The 23712-nt window shown below is 64.3% G+C and carries 18 protein-coding genes; 8 read left to right on the forward strand and 10 right to left on the reverse strand.

What is annotated here, in order from left to right; translation table 11 throughout:
• Nucleotides 1–256: 256 nt before the first annotated feature.
• From KJP30_RS15635 to cysG, 8 genes are all read left to right on the forward strand, one after another.
• Entirely contained in the window at nt 257–1621 is a 1365-nt protein-coding gene (locus KJP30_RS15635) for a CmpA/NrtA family ABC transporter substrate-binding protein (RefSeq protein WP_218450276.1), read from the forward strand.
• A gap of 133 nt (nt 1622–1754) precedes the next feature.
• Entirely contained in the window at nt 1755–2837 is a 1083-nt protein-coding gene (locus KJP30_RS15640) for an ABC transporter permease (protein WP_218450277.1), read from the forward strand.
• A 5-nt stretch (nt 2838–2842) separates the two neighbouring features.
• Nucleotides 2843–4525, forward strand: coding sequence for an ABC transporter ATP-binding protein (locus KJP30_RS15645; RefSeq protein WP_218450946.1), 1683 nt, complete (start codon nt 2843–2845; stop codon nt 4523–4525).
• 5 nt (nt 4526–4530) lie between these two features.
• Nucleotides 4531–6963 (forward strand): nitrite reductase large subunit NirB, encoded by a 2433-nt coding sequence (nirB, locus tag KJP30_RS15650; protein ID WP_218450278.1) that lies wholly within the window; start codon nt 4531–4533, stop codon nt 6961–6963.
• Between the two features lie 121 nt (nt 6964–7084).
• On the forward strand, nt 7085–7417 hold the full coding sequence (gene nirD, locus KJP30_RS15655) for a nitrite reductase small subunit NirD (RefSeq protein WP_218450279.1): 333 nt from the start codon (nt 7085–7087) through the stop codon (nt 7415–7417).
• Complete coding sequence (locus KJP30_RS15660; protein ID WP_218450280.1) at nt 7417–10047, forward strand: nitrate reductase; 2631 nt, start codon at nt 7417–7419, stop codon at nt 10045–10047. Before nirD ends, KJP30_RS15660 begins: the two co-directional genes overlap by 1 nt.
• Nucleotides 10044–10988: a glycosyl transferase family protein gene (locus tag KJP30_RS15665; protein WP_218450281.1), complete on the forward strand. Its 945-nt coding sequence runs from the start codon at nt 10044–10046 to the stop codon at nt 10986–10988. The genes KJP30_RS15660 and KJP30_RS15665 overlap by 4 nt, the downstream gene beginning before the upstream one ends.
• Before the next feature lie 12 nt (nt 10989–11000).
• The gene (cysG, locus tag KJP30_RS15670; RefSeq protein WP_218450282.1) at nt 11001–12410 is read left to right on the forward strand and encodes a siroheme synthase CysG; all 1410 of its coding nucleotides are present in this window, start codon (nt 11001–11003) and stop codon (nt 12408–12410) included.
• Nucleotides 12411–12473: 63 nt separating this feature from the next.
• On the opposite strand, the gene KJP30_RS15675 is transcribed toward cysG, so the two are convergent.
• The 10 genes from KJP30_RS15675 to KJP30_RS15720 all read right to left on the reverse strand — a co-directional run bounded on the left by KJP30_RS15675 (nt 12474) and on the right by KJP30_RS15720 (nt 23698).
• Nucleotides 12474–13505, reverse strand: a complete 1032-nt coding sequence (locus tag KJP30_RS15675; protein WP_218450283.1) for an extracellular solute-binding protein — start codon at nt 13503–13505, stop codon at nt 12474–12476.
• Between the two features lie 20 nt (nt 13506–13525).
• Nucleotides 13526–14335 carry an ABC transporter permease gene (locus KJP30_RS15680; protein ID WP_218450284.1) on the reverse strand — a complete coding sequence of 270 codons (810 nt, stop codon included), beginning with the start codon at nt 14333–14335 and terminating at the stop codon, nt 13526–13528.
• Nucleotides 14336–14337: 2 nt separating this feature from the next.
• Nucleotides 14338–15258, reverse strand: a complete 921-nt coding sequence (locus tag KJP30_RS15685) for an ABC transporter permease (RefSeq protein ID WP_218450285.1) — start codon at nt 15256–15258, stop codon at nt 14338–14340.
• Nucleotides 15258–16349, reverse strand: coding sequence for an ABC transporter ATP-binding protein (locus KJP30_RS15690; protein WP_343222787.1), 1092 nt, complete (start codon nt 16347–16349; stop codon nt 15258–15260). Before KJP30_RS15690 ends, KJP30_RS15685 begins: the two co-directional genes overlap by 1 nt.
• A gap of 152 nt (nt 16350–16501) precedes the next feature.
• Nucleotides 16502–17386 carry an N-carbamoylputrescine amidase gene (gene aguB, locus KJP30_RS15695; RefSeq protein ID WP_218450287.1) on the reverse strand — a complete coding sequence of 295 codons (885 nt, stop codon included), beginning with the start codon at nt 17384–17386 and terminating at the stop codon, nt 16502–16504.
• Between the two features lie 11 nt (nt 17387–17397).
• Nucleotides 17398–18528, reverse strand: coding sequence for an acetylornithine deacetylase (gene argE / locus KJP30_RS15700; protein WP_218450288.1), 1131 nt, complete (start codon nt 18526–18528; stop codon nt 17398–17400).
• Entirely contained in the window at nt 18525–19859 is a 1335-nt protein-coding gene (locus KJP30_RS15705; protein WP_218450289.1) for a pyridoxal phosphate-dependent decarboxylase family protein, read from the reverse strand. Before KJP30_RS15705 ends, argE begins: the two co-directional genes overlap by 4 nt.
• On the reverse strand, nt 19856–21925 hold the full coding sequence (locus tag KJP30_RS15710) for an oxidoreductase (protein WP_218450290.1): 2070 nt from the start codon (nt 21923–21925) through the stop codon (nt 19856–19858). Before KJP30_RS15710 ends, KJP30_RS15705 begins: the two co-directional genes overlap by 4 nt.
• A gap of 94 nt (nt 21926–22019) precedes the next feature.
• Entirely contained in the window at nt 22020–22955 is a 936-nt protein-coding gene (locus KJP30_RS15715; RefSeq protein WP_218450291.1) for a LysR family transcriptional regulator, read from the reverse strand.
• Nucleotides 22956–23023: 68 nt separating this feature from the next.
• Entirely contained in the window at nt 23024–23698 is a 675-nt protein-coding gene (locus KJP30_RS15720; protein ID WP_218450292.1) for a DUF1028 domain-containing protein, read from the reverse strand.
• Nucleotides 23699–23712: the final 14 nt, after the last annotated feature.

The raw sequence follows: 23712 nt of genomic DNA on the forward strand, positions 1-23712 counted from the left end.
TGGCCACGGGTCGAAAATGCCTGGATTCCGCTGCGACGCGGCAAAGACAGTTGATCCTGAGCGCGGCGTTGAACAGACTAAACCCATGACGTGCAATGGCGTACGTCCTGCGAAATACCTCCCATAGATCGGGATCATCCGAGCAACGCCGCTCACACCTTGTCCACCTCCCGGACAGGGCGTGTTTGCGGCTTTTTTGTTTTGCCCGGATCAGATCCAAGGTCCCGGGCGCCCCCAAAAAAAAGGAACCGACCTCATGAAGTCTTTCCTCTTTGGCCTTGCGGCCACCACGGCCCTTGTCAGCCCGGCGCTGGCACAGATGCTGGAGCTTGAAAAGGACGAACTGACCTTTGGCTTCATCAAGCTGACCGATATGGCACCGCTCGCCGTGGCCTATGAAAACGGCTATTTTCTTGATGAAGGCCTGTTCGTGACTTTGGAAGCACAGGCCAACTGGAAGGTGTTGCTGGACGGCGTGATCGGCGGGCAACTGGACGGCGCACATATGCTGGCAGGTCAGCCGCTGGCCGCGACCATCGGTTTTGGCACCGAGGCACATATCATCACCCCCTTTTCGATGGATCTGAACGGCAACGGCATCACCGTCTCGAACGAAATCTGGGACCAGATGAAGCCGAACATCCCGCATGAGGATGGCAAGCCGGTGCATCCGATCTCGGCCGAGGCGCTTGCGCCGGTGGTCGAAAAGTACAAGTCCGAGGGCAAGCCCTTTAACATGGGCATGGTCTTTCCCGTGTCGACCCACAACTATGAACTGCGCTACTGGCTGGCGGCTGGTGGGCTGCATCCGGGGTTCTACAGCCCCGAGAACATCACCGGGCAGATTGGCGCGGATGTGCTGTTGTCGGTGACGCCGCCGCCGCAGATGCCAGCCACGCTCGAGGCCGGTACGATCTATGGCTATTGCGTGGGTGAGCCGTGGAACCAGCAGGCGGTGTTCAAGGGCATCGGCGTGCCGGTCATCACCGACTACGAGCTGTGGAAGAATAACCCGGAAAAAGTGTTCGGCATCACCGCCGAATTCGCCGAGGAATACCCCAACACCACGCTGGCTGTAACCAAGGCGCTGATCCGCGCGGCGATCTGGCTGGACGAGAATGACAACGCGAACCGCCCCGACGCGGTCGAGATCCTGAGCCGCGCCGAATACGTGGGCGCCGATTACGACGTGATCGCCAACTCGATGACGGGGACCTTCGAATACGAAAAGGGCGACAAACGCGACGTGCCCGATTTCAACGTCTTTTTCCGCTACAACGCGACCTATCCGTTCTACTCGGACGCGGTCTGGTACCTGACCCAGATGCGCCGCTGGGGCCAGATCCCCGAGGCAAAATCCGATGCATGGTACGATGAGGTCGCGAAAAAGGTCTATCGCCCGGACATTTACCTGCAAGCCGCGCGGATGCTGGTGGATGAGGGATTGGCCGATGAGGCCGATTTCCCATGGGACAGCGATGGCTACAAGGCACCGACCCCGGCCGCCGACATCATCGACGGCATCCCCTACGACGGCAAGGCGCCCAACGCCTATCTCGACAGCCTGCCCATCGGGTTGAAGGGCGCGCAGATGGTCGTCGGCTCCGAGGTCAAGGGCTGACCGCAAGACAGGCTGAGGCCCCGGGTCAGGCCCGGGGCGCGATGACCCTGTGACACGCGCCCCGGCACCGATCCGGGAGCCTGCCCCGGACTTGATCCGGTGCCTCCAACCACCCCCTCCGAGGACCTCGCATATGACCACCGTTGACCCCGACTTCACCGCCGCCGAGGCCCGGGAGGCCCGCCGCGCGAAACTCTTCACCCGCATCAATGCCGCTGACAAATGGTTCCAGGTTCTGGGCCTCAGCTGGATCACGCCGGCGCTCAAGGCCGCTGCCGGGGATAATCCCCGCGCTCAGATGAAAGAGCTGTGGCGTTTGCTGGTGGTGCCGCTGCTGGCGATCATGGCGTTCCTGCTGCTCTGGGGCACCTTGGCACCCAAGGTGCAGACCTCGCTGGGGGCTGTCCCCGGGCCGGCCCAGGTCTGGGAAGAGATGCTGAACCTGCATGACGATGCGCAGGCCAAGGCCGCCAAGAAGGCCAAATTCGAGGCCATGGTCGAGAAGCGCAACCAGAAGTTCATCGAAGCGGGCCAGCCCGAACGGGTCAAGCAGGTCGCCTATACCGGCGCGCCCAGCTACTACGAACAGATCTGGACCTCGATCAAAACGGTCTTCTTCGGGTTCCTGATCGCCACCGTCGTTGCCGTGCCGCTGGGCATCGCGGCGGGCCTGTCCCCCACGGCCAACGCGGGCCTGAACCCGCTGATCCAGATTTTCAAACCGGTTTCGCCGCTGGCATGGCTGCCGATCGTGACGATGATCGTCTCGGCGCTTTACACGACCAATGACGGGTTCTTTGCCAAGTCCTTCCTGATCTCGGCGATCACGGTGACGCTGTGTTCGCTCTGGCCGACGCTGATCAACACCGCACTGGGCGTGGCCAGCATCGACAAGGATCTTGTGAATGTTTCCAAGGTTCTGAAAATGAACACCTATACCAAGATCACCAAGCTGGTGCTGCCCTCGGCGCTGCCGCTGATCTTTACCGGTTTGCGCCTCTCGCTGGGGGTCGGCTGGATGGTTCTGATCGCGGCCGAGATGCTGGCCCAGAACCCCGGACTTGGCAAATTCGTCTGGGATGAGTTCCAGAACGGTTCGTCCAGTTCGCTGGCCAAGATCATGGTGGCCGTCTTTACCATCGGGATCATCGGCTTCCTGCTGGATCGCGTGATGTTCGCGCTGCAATCCCTCTTCACCTTTACCAACAACCGGTGAGCGACATGGGTGTGATCGACTTCAAGAACGTCACCAAGGGATTTGGCGAAGGCACGGCCGCCACAACGGTCCTGCGCAACATCGAACTGGAGGTGCAGGACGGCGAGTTCCTTGTGCTGCTGGGCTTTTCCGGCACGGGCAAGACGACGCTGATCAACCTGATGGCCGGGCTGGAAATGCCTACCAAGGGCAGCGTCACCTTCAAGGGCAAGCAGATCGACGGTCCGGGCCGTGAACGCGGTGTGATCTTTCAGAACTACTCGCTGATGCCCTGGCTGACGGTAGAGGGCAACGTGCGGCTGGCGGTGGACACGGTGTTCCCCTCAATGCCCAAGGCCGAAAAGGCCGCGAAGGTTGCCCATTACGTCAAGATGGTGGGGCTCAGCCATGCTGCCACGCGCCGCCCGGCGGAACTGTCGGGCGGGATGCGTCAAAGGGTCAACGTGGCCCGCGCCCTGGCCATGAACCCCGAGGTCCTGCTGCTGGACGAACCGTTGTCGGCGCTGGATGCGCTGACCCGCGCCAACCTTGCCGACGAGATCGAAAAGATCTGGGAGGCCGAGAAAAAGACCTGTGTCCTGATCACCAACGACGTGGACGAGGCGATCCTGCTGGCCGACCGCATCATCGCGCTGAACCCGGACGGCAGCCTTGGCGAACAGTTCACCGTCGACATCGCCCGCCCGCGCGAACGTTCGGCGATGAACCATGACGACCGGTTCAAGGCATTGCGGGGCAAGGTCACGCAATACCTGATGGACGTGGGTATCGAGGCCAAGGCCGAAGGCACCAAGGTGCTGCCCGACGTGACGCCGATCCACGGTGTCCCCAAGGCTATCAAGGAAGCACAGTCCGGCCTGATCGAAGAGCGCTTCCTGGACTTCAGCCAGTTGCACAAGGTCTATCCCACGCCCAAGGGGCCACTGACCGTGGTCGAGGATTTCAACCTCAAGATGGATAGGGGCGAGTTCATCTCGCTGATCGGCCATTCGGGTTGCGGCAAGTCCACGGTGCTGACCATGGCCGCCGGTCTCAACGCGATTTCCAAAGGTGCGATCAAGCTGGACGGCCGCCATGTCGAAGGCGCCGACCCGGAGCGCGCGGTGGTGTTCCAGTCGCCCTCGCTGTTCCCTTGGCTGACCGCGCGGGAAAACTGCGCCATCGGTGTCGACAAGGTCTATCCCCGCGCGTCGCAGACCGAACGGCAGGACGTGGTGGAATACTACCTTGAACGGGTGGGGCTGGCCGATGCGATGGACCGCCCGGCAGCGGACATGTCCAACGGCATGAAACAACGCGTCGGCATCGCGCGGGCCTTTGCCCTGTCGCCGAAACTGCTGCTGCTGGATGAGCCTTTCGGGATGCTGGACAGCCTGACCCGCTGGGAGTTGCAGGAAGTGCTGATGGAGGTCTGGGACCGCACCAAGGTCACCGCGATCTGCGTCACCCATGACGTGGACGAGGCGATCCTGCTGGCCGACCGCGTGGTGATGATGACGAACGGCCCGCAGGCCACCATCGGCAAGATCGTCGACGTGGACCTGCCGCGCCCGCGGTCGCGCAAGGCGCTGCTGGAACACCCCGACTACTACCACTACCGCGCGCAGGTGCTCGATTTCCTCGAGGAATACGAACATGGCGCCAAACCCAAGCCGAAAACCGCCCCCCGGGCCATAGCAGCGGAGTGAACGCCATGACTCGCAAACTGGTCGTCATCGGGGCCGGCATGGCCTCGGGCCGGGTGCTGGAACGCCTGCGCGAGCAGGCTCCGGATGCCTATGATGTCACGCTGTTCAATGCGGAACCGCGTGGCAATTACAACCGCATCATGCTGTCGCCTGTTCTGTCCGGCGAAAAGACCTACGAGGAAATCGTCACCCATGACGATGCCTGGTACGCGGAAAATGCAATCACCTGCCGCTTTGGCGAACATGTGGTGGGCATCGACCGTGAAGCGAAGACAGTGACCGGGCAGAACGGCACTGTGGCTTATGACAAGCTGCTGATTGCCACCGGTTCGGCGCCCTTCATCATCCCGGTGCCGGGCAAGGATCTGACCGGCGTCATTTCGTACCGCGATCTCGACGATACCAATGCGATGATCGAAGCCTCTGCCAAGGGCGGGCGCGCGGTGGTGATCGGTGGCGGCCTTCTGGGGCTGGAGGCCGCGGCGGGGCTGGCCCTGCGCGGCATGGAGGTGACGGTCCTGCACCTGATGGGTCACCTGATGGAACGCCAGCTGGACGAGGCGGCGGGCTATCTGCTGAAGAAGGATCTGGAAAAGCGCGGCATCACGGTGATGACCAAGGCTTCGACCAAGGCGATCCTGGGCGAGGACCGGGTCGAGGCGGTGCTGCTGGAGGACGGCACCGTTCTGGACGCCGATCTTGTGGTGATGGCCGTGGGCATCCGCCCGGAAACGCGGTTGGCCAATGACGCCCAAATCGACGTGGCGCGCGGGATCGAGGTGAACGCGCAGATGATGACCTCGGACCCCGATATCTTTGCCGTTGGCGAATGTGTCGAGCTTGACGGACAGCTTTTTGGCCTTGTCGCGCCGCTATACGATCAGGCCAAGGTGGTTGCGGCGGGTTTGTTGGATTCCCCGGCGGCTTTCGTTCCCAAGGAACTGTCGACCAAGCTGAAGGTCACCGGCTGTGACCTGTTCAGCGCGGGCGATTTCGCCGAAGGGGAGGGCCGCGAGGACATCGTGTTCCGCGATCCGGCGCGCGGTGTCTACAAGCGGCTGGTGATCGAGGGCGACCGGCTGGTCGGCGCGGTGATGTACGGCGATACCGCCGACAGCAACTGGTTCTTTGGTCTGATCAAGGATGGCACCGACATCTCGGACATGCGCGAGACGCTGATCTTTGGCCCGGCCTACCAGGGAGGCGGCCAAGCGGACCCTCTCTCAGCCGTTGCAGCCTTGCCGCCTGAGGCGGAAATCTGCGGTTGCAACGGCGTCTGCAAATCCACCATTACCGATGCCATTGCGGCGGGTGCCACCGATCTTGGCGCCATCAAGGCGACGACCAAGGCCAGCGCCTCTTGCGGCACCTGCACCGGGCTTGTCGAACAGCTTTTGCAGGTCTCTCTGGGCGACGATTTCCAGATGCCAGCGGCGCAATCGGTCTGTGGCTGCACGGACCTCAGCCACGAGGACGTCCGCCGCCTGATCAAGAGCCAGGAGCTGAAAAGCCAGGAGGCGGTCTGGCAGGAACTGGGGTGGAAGACGGTCAACGGCTGCCATGTCTGCCGGCCGGCGATCAACTATTACCTTCTGGCCGACTGGCCGTTGGAGTACCAGGACGACGCGCAAAGCCGTTTCGTCAATGAACGCAACCACGCCAACATTCAGAAAGACGGCACCTATTCGGTGATGCCCCGCATGTGGGGAGGCATGACCACGCCGGACGAACTGATCGCCATTGCCAATGCGGCCAAGAAATACAACGCGGCGGTCAAGGTGACAGGAGGGCAGCGGATCGACCTTCTGGGCATCCGCAAGGAGGATCTGCCCGCCATCTGGCATGACATGAACGCGGCGGGGATGGTGTCGGGCCACGCCTATACAAAGGGGCTGCGGACAGTGAAGACCTGCGTCGGCTCTGACTGGTGCCGCTTTGGCACGCAGGACAGCACCGGGCTGGGCATCAAGCTGGAGAAAAAGCTCTGGGGGTCGTGGACGCCGCACAAGGTCAAGCTCGGCGTGTCCGGCTGCCCGCGCAACTGTGCCGAAGCAACCTGCAAGGACGTGGGCGTGATCTGCGTCGACAGCGGATACCAGGTGAGCGTCGCGGGTGCGGCAGGCATGGACGTGAAAGAGACAGAACGCCTGATCGACGTGGCCAGCGAAGAGGAAGCGATCGAATGGATCACCGCCTTTGTCCAACTGTACCGCGAGCACGCCAAATACCTTGATCGCCCTTATAAATGGGTCGCCAAGGTGGGGCTGGACTGGGTGCAGGAGGTCCTGTCGGACGAAGCGGAACGCGCCGATCTGGTGCGCCGGTTCGATATCTCGCAAAGCGTCTATCAGACAGATCCTTGGGCCGAACGCGCCGACGGCGAAGCCGCACGCCGGTTCCAGCCCATGGCCGACTTCACCCGGGAGGCGGCGGAATGAATATCGTCGCAACCCGCCCCGGCCTTTGCGCCGGGGCCTCCTGCCGGCCCGCGAGGCCCCGTATCAAGTCCGGGGCGGGGTCTTGGTCTTTTGAACTGTGTCACGCCAAGGAGGCTGCGGAATGAACTGGATCGACATCGGAGCCGTGTCAGATGTGCCGCTGCGCGGCGCGCGGCTGGTCAAGACCCACGCAGGCTGTATCGCGGTCTTTCGCACCGCCGAGGCCGAGGTCTTTGCCGCCTCCAACGCCTGTCCCCACAAGGCCGGGCCGTTATCCGAGGGCATCGTTCACGGGCAAAAGGTCACTTGCCCGCTGCACAACTGGGTCTTTGACCTGAACACGGGCGAGGCACAGGGGGCCGACGAAGGCCGCATTGCCGTCTACCCGGTGCGCATCGAAGCGGGCCGTATCCTGCTGGACGTCAGCGTGCTGGAAAACCGGAGCGCGGCGTGATGGACGGGGCAGGGCGGAAACCGATCCGGTCGACCTGCCCCTATTGCGGGGTGGGCTGCGGGGTTCTGCTGACGCCGCAGGCGGATGGCGGCGTGCAGGTGCAGGGCGATCCCGATCATCCGGCCAATTTCGGGCGACTTTGTTCCAAGGGGTCGGCGCTGGGCGAAACCGTGGGGTTGGATCACCGCCTTCTGGCGCCGCGTATCGGCGGGCAAGACGTCACCTGGGACCGCGCGCTGGATACCGTGGCCCGCCGTTTTTCCGCCACCATCGCCGAACACGGGCCGGACAGCGTGGCCTTTTATGTCTCGGGCCAATTGCTGACCGAGGACTACTATGTCGCCAACAAGCTGATGAAGGGGTTCATCGGCTCGGCCAATATCGACACCAATTCGCGGCTGTGCATGGCCTCGACGGTGGCAGGGCACAAGCGGGCCTTTGGCACCGATACCGTCCCCGGCACCTATGAAGACCTCGAAGAGGCGGATCTGATCGTGCTGGTCGGGTCGAACCTCGCCTGGTGCCACCCTGTGCTGTACCAGCGCGTGCTTGCCGCCCGTAAACGGCGCGGCACCCGGATTATCGTCATCGACCCGCGCCGCACCGCCAGTTGCGACGGCGCGGACATGCATCTTGCGCTGGAACCGGGATCGGATGTGGCGCTGTTCAATCGTTTGTTCGCGGCGATCTACGAGGCCGGCGCGCTGGACAAGGAATACCTGCAACATACCGAAGGCTTCGATCAGGTGCTTTGCAAGGCCAGCGTCGAGGACAGCAGCGTCACCGGGCTGAGCGAGGCGCAGATCACCGGGTTTTGCCGCGAATGGATCCGCACCGAAAAGGTCGTCACCATCTTCAGCCAGGGCGTGAACCAATCCAGTTCCGGTTCGGACAAGGTCAACGCGATCCTGAATTGCCACCTCGCCACGGGCCGGATCGGCAAGCCGGGTTGCGGTCCGCTGTCGGTCACGGGCCAGCCCAACGCCATGGGTGGACGAGAGGTGGGGGGGCTGGCCAATATGCTGGCCTGCCATCTCGACCTTGAAAATGCCGACCACCGCGCAGCGGTGCGCGACTTCTGGCGCGCGCCTTTCGTGCCCGATGCGCCGGGGCTCAAGGCCGTCGACATGTTCCGCGCCGTCGGAGTGGGGCGCATCAAGGCGCTGTGGATCATCCACACCAATCCCGCCGTTTCCATGCCGGATGCCGACGCTGTGCGCGATGCCATCGCCGGTTGCGATTTCACCGTCGTCAGCGACATTACCGGGGCAACGGACACCGCCCGCCTTGCCGATGTCCTGCTGCCCGCCAGCGCATGGGCGGAAAAGGACGGCACCGTCACCAATTCCGACCGCACCATCAGCCGTCAGCGCGCGGTGCTGCCCGCCCCCGGTCAGGCCAAACCGGATTGGGAAATCCTTGCCGAGGTCGGTCGCCGCATGGGCTGGGACGAGGCCTTTGACTATCAGTCGCCAGCCGAGATCTTTCGCGAATACGCGGCGCTGTCGGGGATCGCCGGGGCGTTTGGCCGTGATTTCGACATCTCGGCGCTCGCCACCCTGCGGGCCGAGGCCTACGAGGAGATGGCCCCGGTACGCTGGCCGGTCAGCAAACTGCGCAAAGGCGGTCGGTTCTTTGCCGATGGCCGGTTCTTTCACCCCGACGGCAAGGCCCGCCTCTTGCCGGTGTCCTGGCGTCCGCCCGTGGCAAAGACCGCGCCGCGCTATCCGTTCCGCCTGAACACCGGGCGCACGCGTGACCAGTGGCACACGATGACGCGCACGGCGCTGTCGCCCCGCCTGTCCGCACATCTGGCCGAGCCGTTCCTTGAAATCCACCCGTCGGATGCACGGGCACAGGCCATCGGCTCCGCCGATCTGGTGCAGGTCCACAGCCCGCAGGGCAGCGCCATCCTGCGCGCGCGCATCACCGATGCGGTCCAGCCCGGTCAGGTCTTTGCCCCGATCCACTGGACGGGGGAAACTGCACCCTCGGCCCGGATCGACACGCTTGTGGCGCCGGTGACGGACCCGGTGTCCGGGCAACCCGAAAGCAAGGCCAGCGTGGTCAATGTCACCCGGTTGCAGGCGGCGTGGTACGGTTTCGCCGTCTCGGCCCGCCCGATGACGCCGCGTGCCGAATATTGGGCGCTCAGTGCCACACGCGCCGGGATGCGCGCCGAACTTGCGGGGATGACAGCCCCGCAAAACTGGGAGGAGGAGGCCCGCGTGCTGTTCGGCCTGCCCTGGGCCGAGGTGTCCTCGGTCATCGGGCCGGGGCCGGGCAGCGCGCGGCTGGTGTTCCGACAGGGCGGTCGTCTGGTCGCGGCGTTGTTCGTGTCGCCCACACCGGTCGCCGTCATGCGTGATTACCTTGCCACGCTGCCGGACCAGCCGGACCATGGCATCCTGTCGGGCCGGTCGCCCGCCGATATGCCAGATCCCGGCCCGATCCTCTGTTCCTGTTTCGGGGTGGGCGTGAACACCATCCTCACCGCGATCGAAAAGGACGGGTTGTTGAGCGTCGAAGCCATCGGCGCGGCGCTTCAGGCGGGCACGAACTGCGGTTCCTGCCGTCCGGAACTGGCCGACCTGCTGGCTTCGGTGCAACCAAGGGAGGCCGCGGAATGAGCCTGTCCGCCCATGTGCGCACCCTTGGCCGGGGGCCGGGTCGGTCGCGGTCGCTGACCGAGGATGAGGCCGCCGAGGCCATGACCCTGATGCTGGAAGGGGCCGCGCCCGAGGCTGTTGGCGCGCTGCTGATGCTGCTGCGGATGAAGGGAGAGACCGCGCCGGAAATCGCCGGTCTGGCCCGCGCCGCGCAGGCCCCCTTGGCGGATTGGCCTCAGGTGGATCTGGATTGGCCCTGCTATGCGGCAGGGCGCACCCGGGGCCTGCCATGGTTCCTGCTGTCGGCCAAGCTGGTCGCGGGCAAAGGGCACCGCGTTTTGCTGCATGGCTGGAACGGGCAGGACGGGGCGATCCGCGACGGGATTGCCCGGCTGGGCATCCCGACGGTCGCAACCCCGGCGCAAGCGGCACAAGCGCTGGAGAACGGTGGCATCGCCTACCTTCCGCTGGAACAGGCGCACCCCGCGCTGTTTGCCTTGCTGGACCTGCGGCGCAGGCTGGGCCTGCGGTCCTGCATCAACACTGTTTGCCGGATGCTGAACCCGGGCCGCGCCACGGCCAGCGTGCAGGGCGTTTTTCACCCGTCTTATCGACTGTTGCAGGCGGATGCGGCGCAATTGCTCGGCTGGCGCAACCTCAGCGTCATCAAGGGCGGCGGCGGCGAATTCGAACGGCATCCGGGGATGGATATCGCCGGGTTCGGTTTGCGTGATAGCCAGCCGTGGCAGGACAGCTTTGCCGCGCTGACCGAGGATCACCGCCGCCTGTCTGACCTTGACCTGCCCGGCGAAGCGCTGACCGCGCTTTGGGACCGGGATCGGGGGCCGGAATTCGCGCGCCAGATCGTTCTGGGCACCGCGGCGCTGGCCTTGGACACCCTGGGGCAGGACGCCGATGCCACGCAGCTTTGGCAAGCCCGCCCCGTTCCGCAGACCGCCTGACAGGAGACCGCCATGAAAAGCTTTCCGATGTTCATCCGCACCTCTGGCCGCCGTGTCGTCATCGTCGGCGGGGGCGAACAGGCGGCACAAAAGGCGCGGCTGATCCTCAAGACGGATGCGCAGATTCTGCTGGTCGCACCGGAACTGGACGCAGAGTTGCAGGCGCTGGTGCTGGCGGGGCGGGCGGTTCATCACCGCAGCTTGTCCGCCGACACGTTCGACGGCGCGGCCATGGGGTTCATCGCCACCGGATGTCCGGGGCTGGACGCCGCCGCGCACGGATTGGCCCGGGCGGTGCGCTGCCCGGTCAACGTGGTCGACCGGCCCGAACTGTGCGACCTCACGACCCCGGCTCTGGTCGATCGGGATCCGGTTGTGGTGGCCATCGGCAGCGAGGGCACTGCGCCGGTCCTGACCCGCGAGATCAAGACCCGGTTGGAAGAGATGCTGTCCCCCTCGCTGGGCGGTCTGGCGGCGCTGGCGGGTCGGTTGCGGCCCGTGGTCAATGCGCGTGTCCCGCGCAGTCAGCGGCGGGCCTTTTGGGCGTGGGTCTTCAAGGGTGCGCCGCGCATGACATGGACCCGTGGCGGCGAACGCGAGGCGGCGCAGGCGATCAAGGCCGCCATCGATGCGGGCGGTGCCCCGCGCAAAACCGCCAAGGGTCATGTTTCCCTTGTCGGGGCGGGACCGGGTGCGCGCGACCTGCTGACCCTGCGCGCGGTCGAACGGCTGCAAGAAGCGGATGTGATCTTTTACGACCGGCTGGTCGATCCCGAGGTGCTGGAACTGGCGCGCCGTGATGCCGAACGGATCTTTGTCGGCAAACATGTCGGCGCGCACGCTTGGCCTCAAGACCGCATCAACGCGGTGATCCTGACGGCGGCGCAACAAGGCAAACGGGTGGTGCGTTTGAAATCCGGCGATCCCGGCATCTTTGGCCGCGCAGGTGAGGAAATCGCCGTCCTGCGTGCCGCAGGTGTGACGGTTGACGTGGTGCCGGGCATCACCGCGGCCTCGGCCGCGTCGGCAGCATTTGGGGAAAGCCTGACCGAACGCGGCATATCGGACACCTTGATCCTGACCACCGGGCAAAGCCGCGAGGGCGCGGCCCTGCCCGACAGCACGCGACATGCCGTGCCGGGAACGACCTCTGCTTATTACATGTCGGTGCGACAGGCGGCGCGCATTCGGGATGACCTGATTGCGCGGGGATTGCCGCCGCATAGCCCGGTGCGGGTGGCCATCGAGGTTTCGAAACCCGGCGAGCAATTGCTGAACTGCCCGCTGGGGGCGCTGGTCGAGACACTGAAAGCGGCGGATTGCGACGGCTGTGCGGTGATCCTTGTCACATGGCCCGAAGTTTCTGGACCCGAAGCCATCAACCGCCCGGTGGCGCAACGTCCCAAGGTCTGTTTGGCCTGACCCTTGGATTGGTCCAAGGCAAAAAGGGGCGCGGAACGCCCCCTTTTTATCACCTGACCAAGGTCACTTTTTCAGGTTGGTCCAGATCTGGTCATAGACCTCTTGCACCTGCTGGTCGCAGACCTGGATAAAGACGCCCTGACCGGCATCGGCGGGCGGGTTCGATTCAGGCTGGGTGGCCAGCGTCGGATCAAGAAAGGGGCCAACGCCTTCGACACCCGCGACGTAGCGCGCATAGTTGGTGACGGCGGCGATGTTTTCAGGCTCCAGCAGGAAATCCATGAACTTGAGCGCGTTGTCGCGGTTGGGCGCATCCTTGAGCAGCACGACATTGTCCATCCAGACCACATACCCCTGTGCCGGAAAGGCGTATTCGATGTTCGCGCCTTCTTCGCGCGCCTTGGCGGCGAAGCCGTCATAGATCTGGCCCACGGCGGCATCGCCCGAGACCAGCACCTCTTTCGCGGTGTCCGAGTTGAACGAGGCCCAATGCTGTTTCGCCTCTTGCAGCATGGCGTTCAGCGCCTTGAGCTGGTCGCGGTCGGTGGAACATTGCGGAATGCCCATGTGCAGCGCGGCCATGGCCATGACCTCGCCCTGACTGTCCAGCATGTTGATCTTGCCCGACAGGGCGGCAGGCGGGTTGAACAGGATGTCGGTGGTGTTGATGTCGCCGTCATAGACATCGCGGTTCACGGCAAATGAAGTGGACCCCCACTGGTACGGGATCGAATGCGCGCGGCCCGGATCGAAGGACGGGTCGGCCCATTGCGGCTGGATATTGTCCTTGTTGGCCAGCTCGCCGTCCTTGATCGTGTCCAGCAGGCCCTCTTGTGCCATGATCTGCACCATGTAGTCGCCGGGCACCGCGACGTCATAGGTGCCGATGGCGCCCGCTTTGAGCGCGGCCAGCAGCGCCTCGTTGCTGTCGTAGGTGTCCATGACAACCTCGACGTCATATTCCTCGCTGAACTTGTCCAGCAGATCCTGCGGGATGTATTCGAACCAGTGATAAACCACCAGCTTGCCCTCGGCGGCGGCCATTCCCGCCGTCAGAGCCAGTGCCGCGACGGTTGTCGTCAAGAGTTTTTTCATTGTCTTTCCCCTCTGTTGGTTCACGTGTTTCGGTCCTTGCGGCTGATCAGCCAGGACAGTGTGACCATCACCACCGACACGCCCAGAAGCATGGTGGAAATGGCCATGATATTGGGTTTGATCCCCTGTTTGACCGCGCCGAAAATCGCCGTGGGCAGGGTCTCCACCCCGGCGCCCTTTACGAAGTTGGTGATGATGAAATCATCAAGCGACACGATGAAGGCCAGCAGGAAGCCCGAGACGATGCCTGGCGACATCAGCGGCAGCAACACGCGGGTAAAGGCCCGCCGCCGGGTGGCGTAAAGGTCCATCGCCGCCTGTTCATAGGTGGCCTCGATCCCCTGCATCCGGGCGGAGATCGGCAGGTAGGCGAAGGGGATGCAAAAGGCGATATGCGCCAGAAGGATGGTCAGAAGGCCACGGTCGAACCCGATGGCGTTGAAAAAGATAAGCGTTGCCACGGCGGTGACGATTTCCGGCACCATCAGCGGCAGCGAGATCAGGCCGAAAGACACCGTGCGCAGGCGGAACTTGCCCCCGCGCAGAATCGCCGTGGCCGCCAGCGTGGCGATGGCGGTTGCCGCGCTGGCTGCGATCAGCGCGATGACAAAGCTGTTGCGCGCCGCCGCCTTGAACTTGGCGCTTTCGGGGCCGGTAAAGACATCCGCATACCAGCGCAGCGACACCCCTTCCCAGTTGGTGATCGAGGGCGAGGCATTGAAGCTGTAGACCGTCACCACCACAAGAGGCGCATAAAGGATCACGAGGCAGAGGATCGTGATCGTGCGAAAGCCGGGGTAGACGCGCAGATCGAACTTGCGTGAGGTCATGGTCAGCCCTCCGCCCTTGCCTGTTGCCGGGCCAGAACCAGCAGGATCATCAGAACGATGGTCAGCAGGATCATCGAGGCCGCCGCGCCAAACGGCCAGTTGCCGGCGTTGCCTTTGAACTGCTCTTCGATCAGCGAGCCGATCATGAAATTCTTCGCCCCGCCCAGCAGGTCAGGCGCAAGAAAGGACCCAAGCGAGGGCACGAAGACAAGGATACAGCCCGCCACGATCCCCGGTTTCACCGCCGGAAGCAGGATGCGCCGCAGCACTGTCCAGCGGGTCGCGTACAGGTCGGACGCGGCCTCGGACAGGGTAAAGTTGTAGCGTTCGACTGCCGCGTAGATCGGCAGCACCATGAAGGGCAGGTAGGAATAGAACAGCCCCAGTTGAACGGCGAAATTCGTGTTCACGATAGACAGCGGCTGATCCAGCAGGCCGATCCCGGTCAGGAAATCATTGAGCGGACCCTGATCGCGCAGCAGGAATTTCATCGACACGGTGCGGATCAACAGGTTGACCCAATAGGGGATGGTCACAAGAAAAAGCCATAGAGTGCGCTGTTTCGCCGGGCGCGTGGCAATGAAATAGGCAGTGGGAAAACCGATGGCGAGGCTGAGCAGCGTCGCCGCGCCCGCCTGCCAGATCGACCGCCAAAAGATCAGGATGTAGGTCCATTCGATGCTGCACGGCTCATCCCCGAACAACCCGCGGTCGCAAAAGAACTGGTCATAGGCGCTGAGGCTGAAATCCCATATCACCCCGCCGCGGAATTCCTTGGTCAGGAAGGAATAGACCAGCATCATGCTGACCGGGGCCAGCACAAGGATGCTTAACGTGACCCATGCGGGCAACAACAGCCAGCCCCGCGCGGGAGCATAGGTGTCGCTGGTGGACGATCCGCCGCTGGCTGCGCCGCCTGCCATCAGTCCACCAGGAGGCGCGCGGCCCCCTGCTCCATCGTGACGTGGACCTCTGTCCCCGGATCGAAGGTGCGCTTGTCACCGCGGCTGGAATTGGGGGCGCGGACCTTGAAGCGCGGCCCGTCGTCCAGATCAAGGATGGTGGCGATGTCGGTGCCGGTAAAGATGTTCTCGCGCACGCGGCCCCTGAGGCTGTGATCTCCCTGTGGCTCTTGCGACAGGATCAGCCGTTCCGGGCGCAGCGACATATGCACCTTGGCACCCGGCCCGATGCCTTCCACGGCGTCGCAGGTCAGCCGGTGGCCACCGCCAAGATGGCAGGCCGCGCGCCCCGAGGCCACGCTGTCCACCGTGACTTCCAGCAGGTTGGTATCCCCGATGAAATCGGCCACGAACATGTTGCGCGGATGGTCATAGATCTCACGCGCATCGCCCAGTTGCTGCACCTCGCCCGCCGACATGACGGCGATGCGGTCGGACATGGTCAGCGCCTCTTCCTGGTCATGGGTCACAAAGATGAAGGTGATCCCGGTTTCCTTTTGCAGGTGCTTCAGTTCGATCTGCATGGCCTTGCGCAGTTTCAGATCCAGCGCGCTCAGCGGTTCGTCCAGCAGAAGCACCTTGGGGCGGGGGGCCAGCGCACGGGCAAGCGCCACGCGCTGTTGCTGGCCGCCGGACAGTTGCGACGGCTTGCGGGCCGCGAATTGCGACAGCTGCACCATCTCCAGCACTTCGCCCGCGCGGGCGCGCGCCTCGGCCTTGCTTTTGCCCAGCATTTCCAGCCCAAAGCCCACGTTGTCCAGCACGGTCATATGCGGGAACAGCGCGTAGTTCTGGAACACGGTGTTGATCGGGCGCTTGTGGGGCGGCAGGCTTTCGATCTCGTCGCCGTAAAGATAGATCGCGCCCTCGGTCACATCCTCGAACCCGGCGATCATCCGCAAGAGCGTTGTCTTGCCGCAGCCGGACGGGCCAAGCAGGGTGAAAAATTCGTTGTCCGAGATGGTCAGCGAGACCTTCTTGAGCGCGGTGAAATCGCCGTAGCGTTTGACCGCGTCCTGCACCCTGATTGCATCTGTCGCACTTTTGGCCACGCTATGCCTGTCCTTGCTGTCTTTGCCGTTCCGCGAAAGCATAGAAAGGGGCCGGGGCGATCCGAAGAACCCTGTTCCTCAGCGATTGTTAGGCTGTGCCTAACTTTCGGACATGAAACGCCTTGCAAAGCGCATTGGACATTCGATTTTGCCTAATCTTGCGGCAGTTTGCTCCCGTCCAATGTCATCAGGCGCCCATACTGGTCCGGGCGACGGTCACGGAAGATGCCCCAATAGCTGCGGTGGCGCGCGGTGGCATCCAGATCAAAGGTATGCGTCAGCACCGTTTCGCTGCTGCGGTCCGCTTCGGCGACCTTTGCGCCGAATTCATCGGCAATGAACGAGGAACCGTAAAAGGTCATTTCGGTGCCATTGCGACCCGGTTCAGTGCCGATCCGGTTCGAGGCGATCAACGGCACGAGGTTGGCCCCGGCATGGCCTTGCTGGACGCGCTGCCAATGCGGCGCGGAATCCCAGTCCTCCGCGCCGATTTCCGAACCGATGGCTGTCGGGAAGAACATCAGCTCTGCCCCCATCAGCGCCATGGACCGCGCCGTTTCCGGAAACCACTGGTCCCAGCAGATTCCCACGCCGATGCGGCCAAAGGCCGTGTCCCAGACCCGGAACCCGGTGTCGCCGGGCGAGAAAAAGAATTTCTCCTGATAGCCGGCGCCGTGCGGGATATGCGTCTTGCGGTACAGGCCCAGTTGTTGACCGTCCGCGTCTATGATGACCACGGAATTGAACCGCGCCTGCCCAGCCAGTTCGTAGAACGACACGGGCAGCACCACGTTCAACTCGCGGGCAAGGGTGGACATGCGGGCCAGTGTCGGATGGTCCGCAACCGGGCGGGCGCGGGCCAGATCCTCGGGTGTTTCGTCCTGACAGAAATAGGGGCCTTCGAAGAGTTCCTGCAAAAGGATGATGTTCGCCCCTTGGGCCGCGGCCTTGCGCACCAGCGCCTCGGCCCGGGCAAGGTTGGTATCCAGTTCCGGAGAACAGGCCATCTGGGTGGCGGCCACGGTGACGTTGCGCATCTGTCGGTCCTTCAGCAAAGATCGTCCAGCACACGGTCCAGCATGGTATCGCAGGCCGCAAGCTGGGCGCGGGTGATGTATTCGTCCGGTTTGTGGCCCTGACCTTCCATGCTGCCCGGCCCGCAGACAACCGAAGGAATGCCGATGCCGTTAAAGAACCCCGCCTCGGTGCCAAAGGCGACCTTGGTCAGGTGCTGGCTTTGTGCCAGTCGTTGTGCCAACCGAGTGACCTTGGCATCCGGGGCTGTGTCCAGCCCCGGATAAGCAAAGACCTGTTTCAGTTCGATTTCCGTACCGTGGCGCTTGGCGGTCTGCCGGATCAGCCCGTCGATCCGGCTGCGCAGTTCCTCTGGGCGGTCGGCGGCAAGGTGGCGGAATTCGAACAACAGCTCGGCCCGGTCAGGCACGATGTTCAACGCCGTGCCACCGGTCAGCTTGCCTGCGTGGACCGTGGTACAGGGCACCGCGTAATCCGCATCCTGCGCGCCGTTGCGGGACAGGTCGTCCTGCAAATCCCGCAGGCCGGTCAGCAGGTCGGCGGCGGGGTGCAGCGCGTTGACAAAGCGCGGCGCAAGGGCGGAATGCCCCGCTTCGCCGTGGCAGATGGCCCGCAGCGCCTGTTTGCCCTTGTGGCCGACAGCGACCTGCATCTCTGTCGGTTCGCCGACGATGCAGGCGCGCGGCAGACCGATGGCCGGTTCCAGCGCGTCGATCATGCGCGCAATGCCGATGCAGCCTACTTCCTCATCGTAGGAAATCGCCAGCTTCAGCGGTTCGCGCAAGGGGCGCGCGGCGGCCTTGTCGGCGCAGGACAGCATGGCCGCCAGGAAGCCCTTCATGTCCGTTGTGCCGCGTCCGTACAGCCGGTCGCCTTCATCTGTCAGGCGAAAGGGATTGCGGGTCCAGCACTGCCCTTCGACCGGGACCACATCCGTATGCGCCGAGAGCATGAGCCCCGCGCCCGCCGGCCCGATGCTGGCATAAAGCCCGGCCTTGGGCTGATCCGGGTCCGGCACGCGGGTCACGGCAAAGCCGCGCGTGGTCAGGAAATCTTCGATCCAGCCGATCATATCCAGGTTGGATCGGGCGCTGACCGTGTCGAACGCGATCAGCCGGTCGAGAATTTCAAGCGTCTGGGTCATCTGGTCAGGGTCCGCAGGGTGGAAAGAACCTCGGTCGGGCGGGTTTCAGCATTCACGATGCACAGGCGGAACACCATCTCTCCGCGCCAGCGCGTTGGCAGACACAATAGCGCGCCCGAGCGGCGGTGCCCCTCGGCCCATGCGACCATCTGATCTTCGCTCATCCGGGTCGGACGGAACAGGATCACCGTCAGTTGCGGGCCAAGCAGCAACTCGATGCCCGGCATGGTCGCAAGCCCCGCAGCGATTTCTTCGGCCACCTTTCGGGTTGTGGCGATGGCCTTTGCATAGGCCTCGGTTCCGTGAACGGCCAGCGCGTACCAAAGCGGCAGACCGCGCGCGCGGCGCGTCAGGTGAAGCGCGTAATCCGACGGGTTCCAATGGGTCTTGTCCACCGTGTCCAGATAGACCGCCTGCTGCCCATGGGCCGCCGCGCCGTGCCCGGCATCGCGGTAGATCAGGGCGCAACTGTCATATGGGGCGAACAGCCATTTGTGCGGATCGACGATCAGGCTGTCGGCCCGTTCTATCCCGTCGAACGCTTTGCGCATGGCGGGATCGGCCAGCGCCGCACCGCCATAGGCCCCGTCCACGTGCAACCACAGGCCCTTTTCCCGGGCCAGATCCGCCAGTCCGGCGATGTCATCCACCGCGCCACAGTTCGTGGCCCCGCCATTTGCGACGATGGCAAAACAGTTTGGGGGGACATGCCGTGCGGCTGCGCCGGCGCTCATGCGGCCCGTGTCATTGGCGTCGACGACGATCACATCCGCATCCATCACCCGCGCAACCGCCCTGATCGAGCTATGCGCCTCGGACGAACACAGGATTGCGCCGCGGTCCCTCCGCCTGCTTTGCCGCCGGTGCCATTCGCGCGCCGCATGCAGCGCCGAGAGGTTCCCAAGCGTTCCCCCGGCCACAAAAACGCCCCCCGCGCTGTCCGGCCACCCGGCAAGGTCGGCAATCCAGCGCAGCGCCTGGTTCTCGGCGTGGATTGCCCCGGCGCCGCCATCCCAGTTGCCGGCAAAGATGCCCGCCGCGCCAAGGGCCGCATCAAAGCTCAGCGCCGCGCGGCTGGGGGCCGAAGCCACGAAGGACAGGCTGGTTGGATGCCCGAAGGGCCGCGTCGAGGGCACAATGGTCTGTGTAAACAGGTCAAAGGCCCGGTCCGCGCCCATGCCTTTGGCCGTGATCGACCCGCCAAGGACAGGCTCCAATGCGGCAAAACCCTGAGCGCCATGAGTCGGGTCCGGACCATCGGCAATGCGCTGCTCGGTCCAGTTCAGCATCTCGCGGGTTGCCTCGGGCGGAAAGGGAAAGGGATCGCTCATTCCGGGGCCAGTTCGGTGATTTCACGGCGGAAGGGCAGGGCGTCGCCGATGTCCTCGCCGTCCAGTTCACGGGCATAGCGGTGCCCGGCATAAGTAGCCCATGCAATGGGACCGGGCGCCTCGGCGTCGCCGATGATGCGCAGGGATTTGATCCCGGCATCCGCCCATTCTGCCTTGCGGGCGGTCAGGTCGCGATAGATCCCGTTGTTTTCCAGTTTCGAACCGACGATCACCACCGCGTCACAGACAATCGGCGTCTGGCGGTCGGTATAGGTGCAATTGCTGAGCACATGATCCGCGCCGATCCCCACGACGCCCCTGTTCAACACGATCTCGACCCCCATCTGCGCCAGACGGCGGTGGATCGTGTGCTGTTCCAGCGTGTTCACCGTCCAGTCCGACAGATAGGCCGAGGGCGTGACGATGGTGACGGCGTTGCCCGCCTGCCGCAACAGTTCCGCCAGAACGCCGCCCATGTAATAGTGATCGTCGTCATAGATCACCACGTGACCGGAGGGGCGCTGCCCGTCCATCAGGTCATCCGGCGTCAGCACAGGCATCGCCGGGTCGATGGAAAAGGGCACCACATGCTGACGGCTGACCCCGTCCCGCCGCCATTTCGCCCCGGTGGCGATACAGACATGTTCGAACCCGAACTCAAGGATGCTTTCCGCGTCCAGCGCGCTGTCGAAATAGGTCTGGACGTTGGGCTTCTGGCTGATCTGGTATTCCCGGTAATCCGCCACGCGCCCCCATGCCGACAGGCCCGGCAGCAGCCTCTCGCGCGCCACGCGCCCGCCCAGGGCGGTGCCCGCCTCGGCCAGCGCCACGTCATAGCCGCGTTCCGCCAGCGCCCGCGTCGCCTCCAGCCCCGCCGGGCCCGCGCCAACAACCAGCACCGAGGAACTGGCGCCCTTGGCGTTCATCCGTTCCGGGTGCCAACCCTTGCGCCATTCCTCCATGAAGGTCGGGTTCTGGGTGCAGCGGCTGATCGACATGGTCATGTCACCGGTGATGCAGATATTGCAGCCGATGCATTCGCGGATGTCCTCGATCCGCCCTTCCTCGACCTTTTTTGGCAGGAATGGATCGGCAATCGAGGGACGCGCGCAGCCGATGGCATCCAGCACGCCCTGCCGGATCATCCGCGCCATGACGTCAGGCGAGGTAAAGCGCCCCACACCCACCACCGGTTTCGACGACAATTCGCGGATGCCGCGCACCAAAGCCTCTTGCGCGGCTTCCTCCTTGAACCGCGACGGGCCGGAACACTCCTCCCAGGTGCCGTGCGCAAGATCCCAGAGATCCGGCAGGTCCTTGTTCATCTCGACGAACTCGCGCACCTCAGCGTTGGAAAAGCCAAGATCCCCGATGGTTTCGTCCAGACTGACCCGCATGGTCAGCCCCATCGTATCGCCCACCGCCTCGCGCATGTCGGCCACCACCTCGCGTGCAAAGCGCGAACGGTTCTCCAGCGAGCCGCCGTATTCATCGTCGCGCATGTTGGTGGCGCGGCTGAGGAAATGCTGAAAGATCCCAAAACCATGCGCGCCGTACAGGCAGATCAGGTCGAACCCCGCCGCCTTGGCGCGCTTGGCCGCGTTCACGAACCAGCGGCGCAGGTCGCGAATCTCGTCCTTGGACAGGGCGCGCGCCTGCACCGGATCGTTGGTAAAGGTGCGGATCGGCCCCGGCGACACCGCTAGGGGCACTTCCTTGGTGTAAAGGTTCGGCCCGTTGATCCCGGAGTAGGCAAGCTGGATCCCCGCCAGCGCGCCATGTTCCTTCATCTTGTCCGCCATGCGCGCCAGCATGGGAATGTCCTTGTCCTCCCACAGGCGCAATTCGATGAAGGGCGTGATCTCCGAGGTGTGGTGCATCTCGCATTGCTCGGTAAAGATCACCCCCCAACCGCCCTGCGATTTTATCCCCCGCATCGCTGCGGCCGCCGAAGGATCGCGATAGCCGCCGCCATTGCAATGCGGCACCTGATAGAAACGGTTCTTGGCGGTGACCGGGCCGATGGTCAGCGGCTCGAAGAGGATGTCGTATCGGGGATCGCGCACGTAGGGCTCCTGTAAGCTGTCGGGCGCAGGATACCCGCGCACCCGGCCCCTGAAAGTCCGCCCTGCGAAAGCGTTGCTTAGGCGCGGGCTAAGGTCAGACCACGGGCACACCGCCGATCCGCGCGAGCTTGCCCGCGCGGACCAGATCGATCCCGTATTCGATAAAGGCGCGCACGGCGTTGGACCTGTCGGCATCCTGCGCGGTCAGAAACCCCATGCGCAGCGGGCGTACGTTTCCGGTGATCGGCACGCAGCGCACCGGGTTGCCGTCGGGCGAAGTATCGCTAAGCGGACGGACGTTGGCGATGGAATAGCCAAAGTCATTGGCCACCATGCTGCGCATCACCGCCATGTCGCGGGTGCGTTCGGCAATCACCGGCTTGCCCCCGGTGCCGTCGAAAAAGGACAGAAAATAATCCGCACTCAGCGGCAGATCCAAAAGAACCATGGGATGATCTTTCAGCTCCTCGACGGTCACCCCGTCGCGCTCCGCCAACGGATGCCCGCTGCCCATCAGCGCCATCGGCGGCAGGCGCAGCAAACCGGTGAATTGCAGATCGGCCGGAACGTCGATGTCATAGGTCAGGGCGATGTCGATCTCGGACCGGCGCAGGGCGCTGAACAACTCGACCTGGTTCAGTTCGAACTGGCGCAGGCGCACGTCTGGATAGGTCGTCTCGAAGCCGCGCCGGAGGCCGGGCAGGACCAGTTGGGCAAAGGTCAGCAGGCAACCCACCGACAACGGTCCGCGCACCTTGCCCGCAATATCGCCCGCGATGTCGGTCAGCGCCGATGCCTCGCGCAGCACCAGCCGCGCCTGTTCCATCATCTGCCGCCCGCCCTGCGTCAGCGACAAGCCCTGCGCGTGCTGGCGCACGAACAGCGGCAGGCCGAATTCCTGTTCCAGTTGCGCAATGGCTGCCGAGATCGACGGCGAGGACACGTTGATCCGCTCCGAGGCGCGCGCGATGCTGCCCGCCTCCCCGACGGCGACGAAATACTCCAGTTGCCGAAGCGTGTACCGCAGCATCTTCTTTCCCTGAACGGTTGGACCGTTCAAGCATGGTCCGCGAAGCCCGGCAGTTGCAAGTGGCCGTGTCACTCGTCGCCCGGAACGCCATATGACGGCGCCGCGCGCGGGTCCAATGCGCGCTGAACATAGGCATCCAGTTGCGGCTTGTAGACCTCCCAGGCGGTGGCGACCGCCTCGATCGGGCATTCTTCGGTCCAGTCACAGCGCAGGTCGGCCACGGGCCAGCTGACCTTGTCCACCAGCATCATGCCCGCCGAATGCACCGGCCCGGCCTCACCGCCCGCCGCCAAACCGGCGCGCATCGCCGTGATCAGCCGGTCCCCCAGATGCCCCGTTGCGGCCTCAAATCCCGCCACGATGGCCCGCGGTACGCCGTCATTGGCCAGCAGGTTCCCGCCAGAGGCCACGTCGCAGCCCCGCGCCTGCGTCCAGATGCCCAGCGAATTCGGCCCCGAATGAATGGCCGTGCCACCGGCCGCGTCCACCGCCAGCACCTGCCGGTAGTCGATGAACCTGCCGCGCCGCTGTACCTCGGCCACCGCCTCTGCCGCCGTCATGCCGTCGGCCATCAGGTCCAAGGCCAGCGGCCCAAGCGTCGGGTCGGTCACATTCTGTGATGCCACCGCCCCGACACCGGCCCGCGCATAGGCACAGCGCGCCGCCACCGCCGGCGAGGACGAGGAAATCGCCACGCCGAACATGCCTGTCTCCGCGCATCGCGCAACCAGCGAAAATGTCATGCCCGACCCCCTGC

It is taken from the genome of Antarctobacter sediminis (assembly GCF_019218285.1).
Taxonomy (GTDB): Bacteria; Pseudomonadota; Alphaproteobacteria; order Rhodobacterales; family Rhodobacteraceae; genus Antarctobacter; species Antarctobacter sediminis.

Coding starts and splice junctions, on each gene's coding strand:
- KJP30_RS15635 (WP_218450276.1), top strand. CDS start 257: ATGAAGTCTTTCCTCTTTGGCCTTGCGGCCACCACGGCCCTTGTCAGC.
- KJP30_RS15640 (WP_218450277.1), top strand. CDS start 1,755: ATGACCACCGTTGACCCCGACTTCACCGCCGCCGAGGCCCGGGAGGCC.
- KJP30_RS15645 (WP_218450946.1), top strand. CDS start 2,843: ATGGGTGTGATCGACTTCAAGAACGTCACCAAGGGATTTGGCGAAGGC.
- nirB (WP_218450278.1), top strand. CDS start 4,531: ATGACTCGCAAACTGGTCGTCATCGGGGCCGGCATGGCCTCGGGCCGG.
- nirD (WP_218450279.1), top strand. CDS start 7,085: ATGAACTGGATCGACATCGGAGCCGTGTCAGATGTGCCGCTGCGCGGC.
- KJP30_RS15660 (WP_218450280.1), top strand. CDS start 7,417: ATGGACGGGGCAGGGCGGAAACCGATCCGGTCGACCTGCCCCTATTGC.
- KJP30_RS15665 (WP_218450281.1), top strand. CDS start 10,044: ATGAGCCTGTCCGCCCATGTGCGCACCCTTGGCCGGGGGCCGGGTCGG.
- cysG (WP_218450282.1), top strand. CDS start 11,001: ATGAAAAGCTTTCCGATGTTCATCCGCACCTCTGGCCGCCGTGTCGTC.
- KJP30_RS15675 (WP_218450283.1), bottom strand. CDS start 13,505: ATGAAAAAACTCTTGACGACAACCGTCGCGGCACTGGCTCTGACGGCG.
- KJP30_RS15680 (WP_218450284.1), bottom strand. CDS start 14,335: ATGACCTCACGCAAGTTCGATCTGCGCGTCTACCCCGGCTTTCGCACG.
- KJP30_RS15685 (WP_218450285.1), bottom strand. CDS start 15,258: ATGGCAGGCGGCGCAGCCAGCGGCGGATCGTCCACCAGCGACACCTAT.
- aguB (WP_218450287.1), bottom strand. CDS start 17,386: ATGCGCAACGTCACCGTGGCCGCCACCCAGATGGCCTGTTCTCCGGAA.
- argE (WP_218450288.1), bottom strand. CDS start 18,528: ATGACCCAGACGCTTGAAATTCTCGACCGGCTGATCGCGTTCGACACG.
- KJP30_RS15705 (WP_218450289.1), bottom strand. CDS start 19,859: ATGAGCGATCCCTTTCCCTTTCCGCCCGAGGCAACCCGCGAGATGCTG.
- KJP30_RS15715 (WP_218450291.1), bottom strand. CDS start 22,955: ATGCTGCGGTACACGCTTCGGCAACTGGAGTATTTCGTCGCCGTCGGG.
- KJP30_RS15720 (WP_218450292.1), bottom strand. CDS start 23,698: ATGACATTTTCGCTGGTTGCGCGATGCGCGGAGACAGGCATGTTCGGC.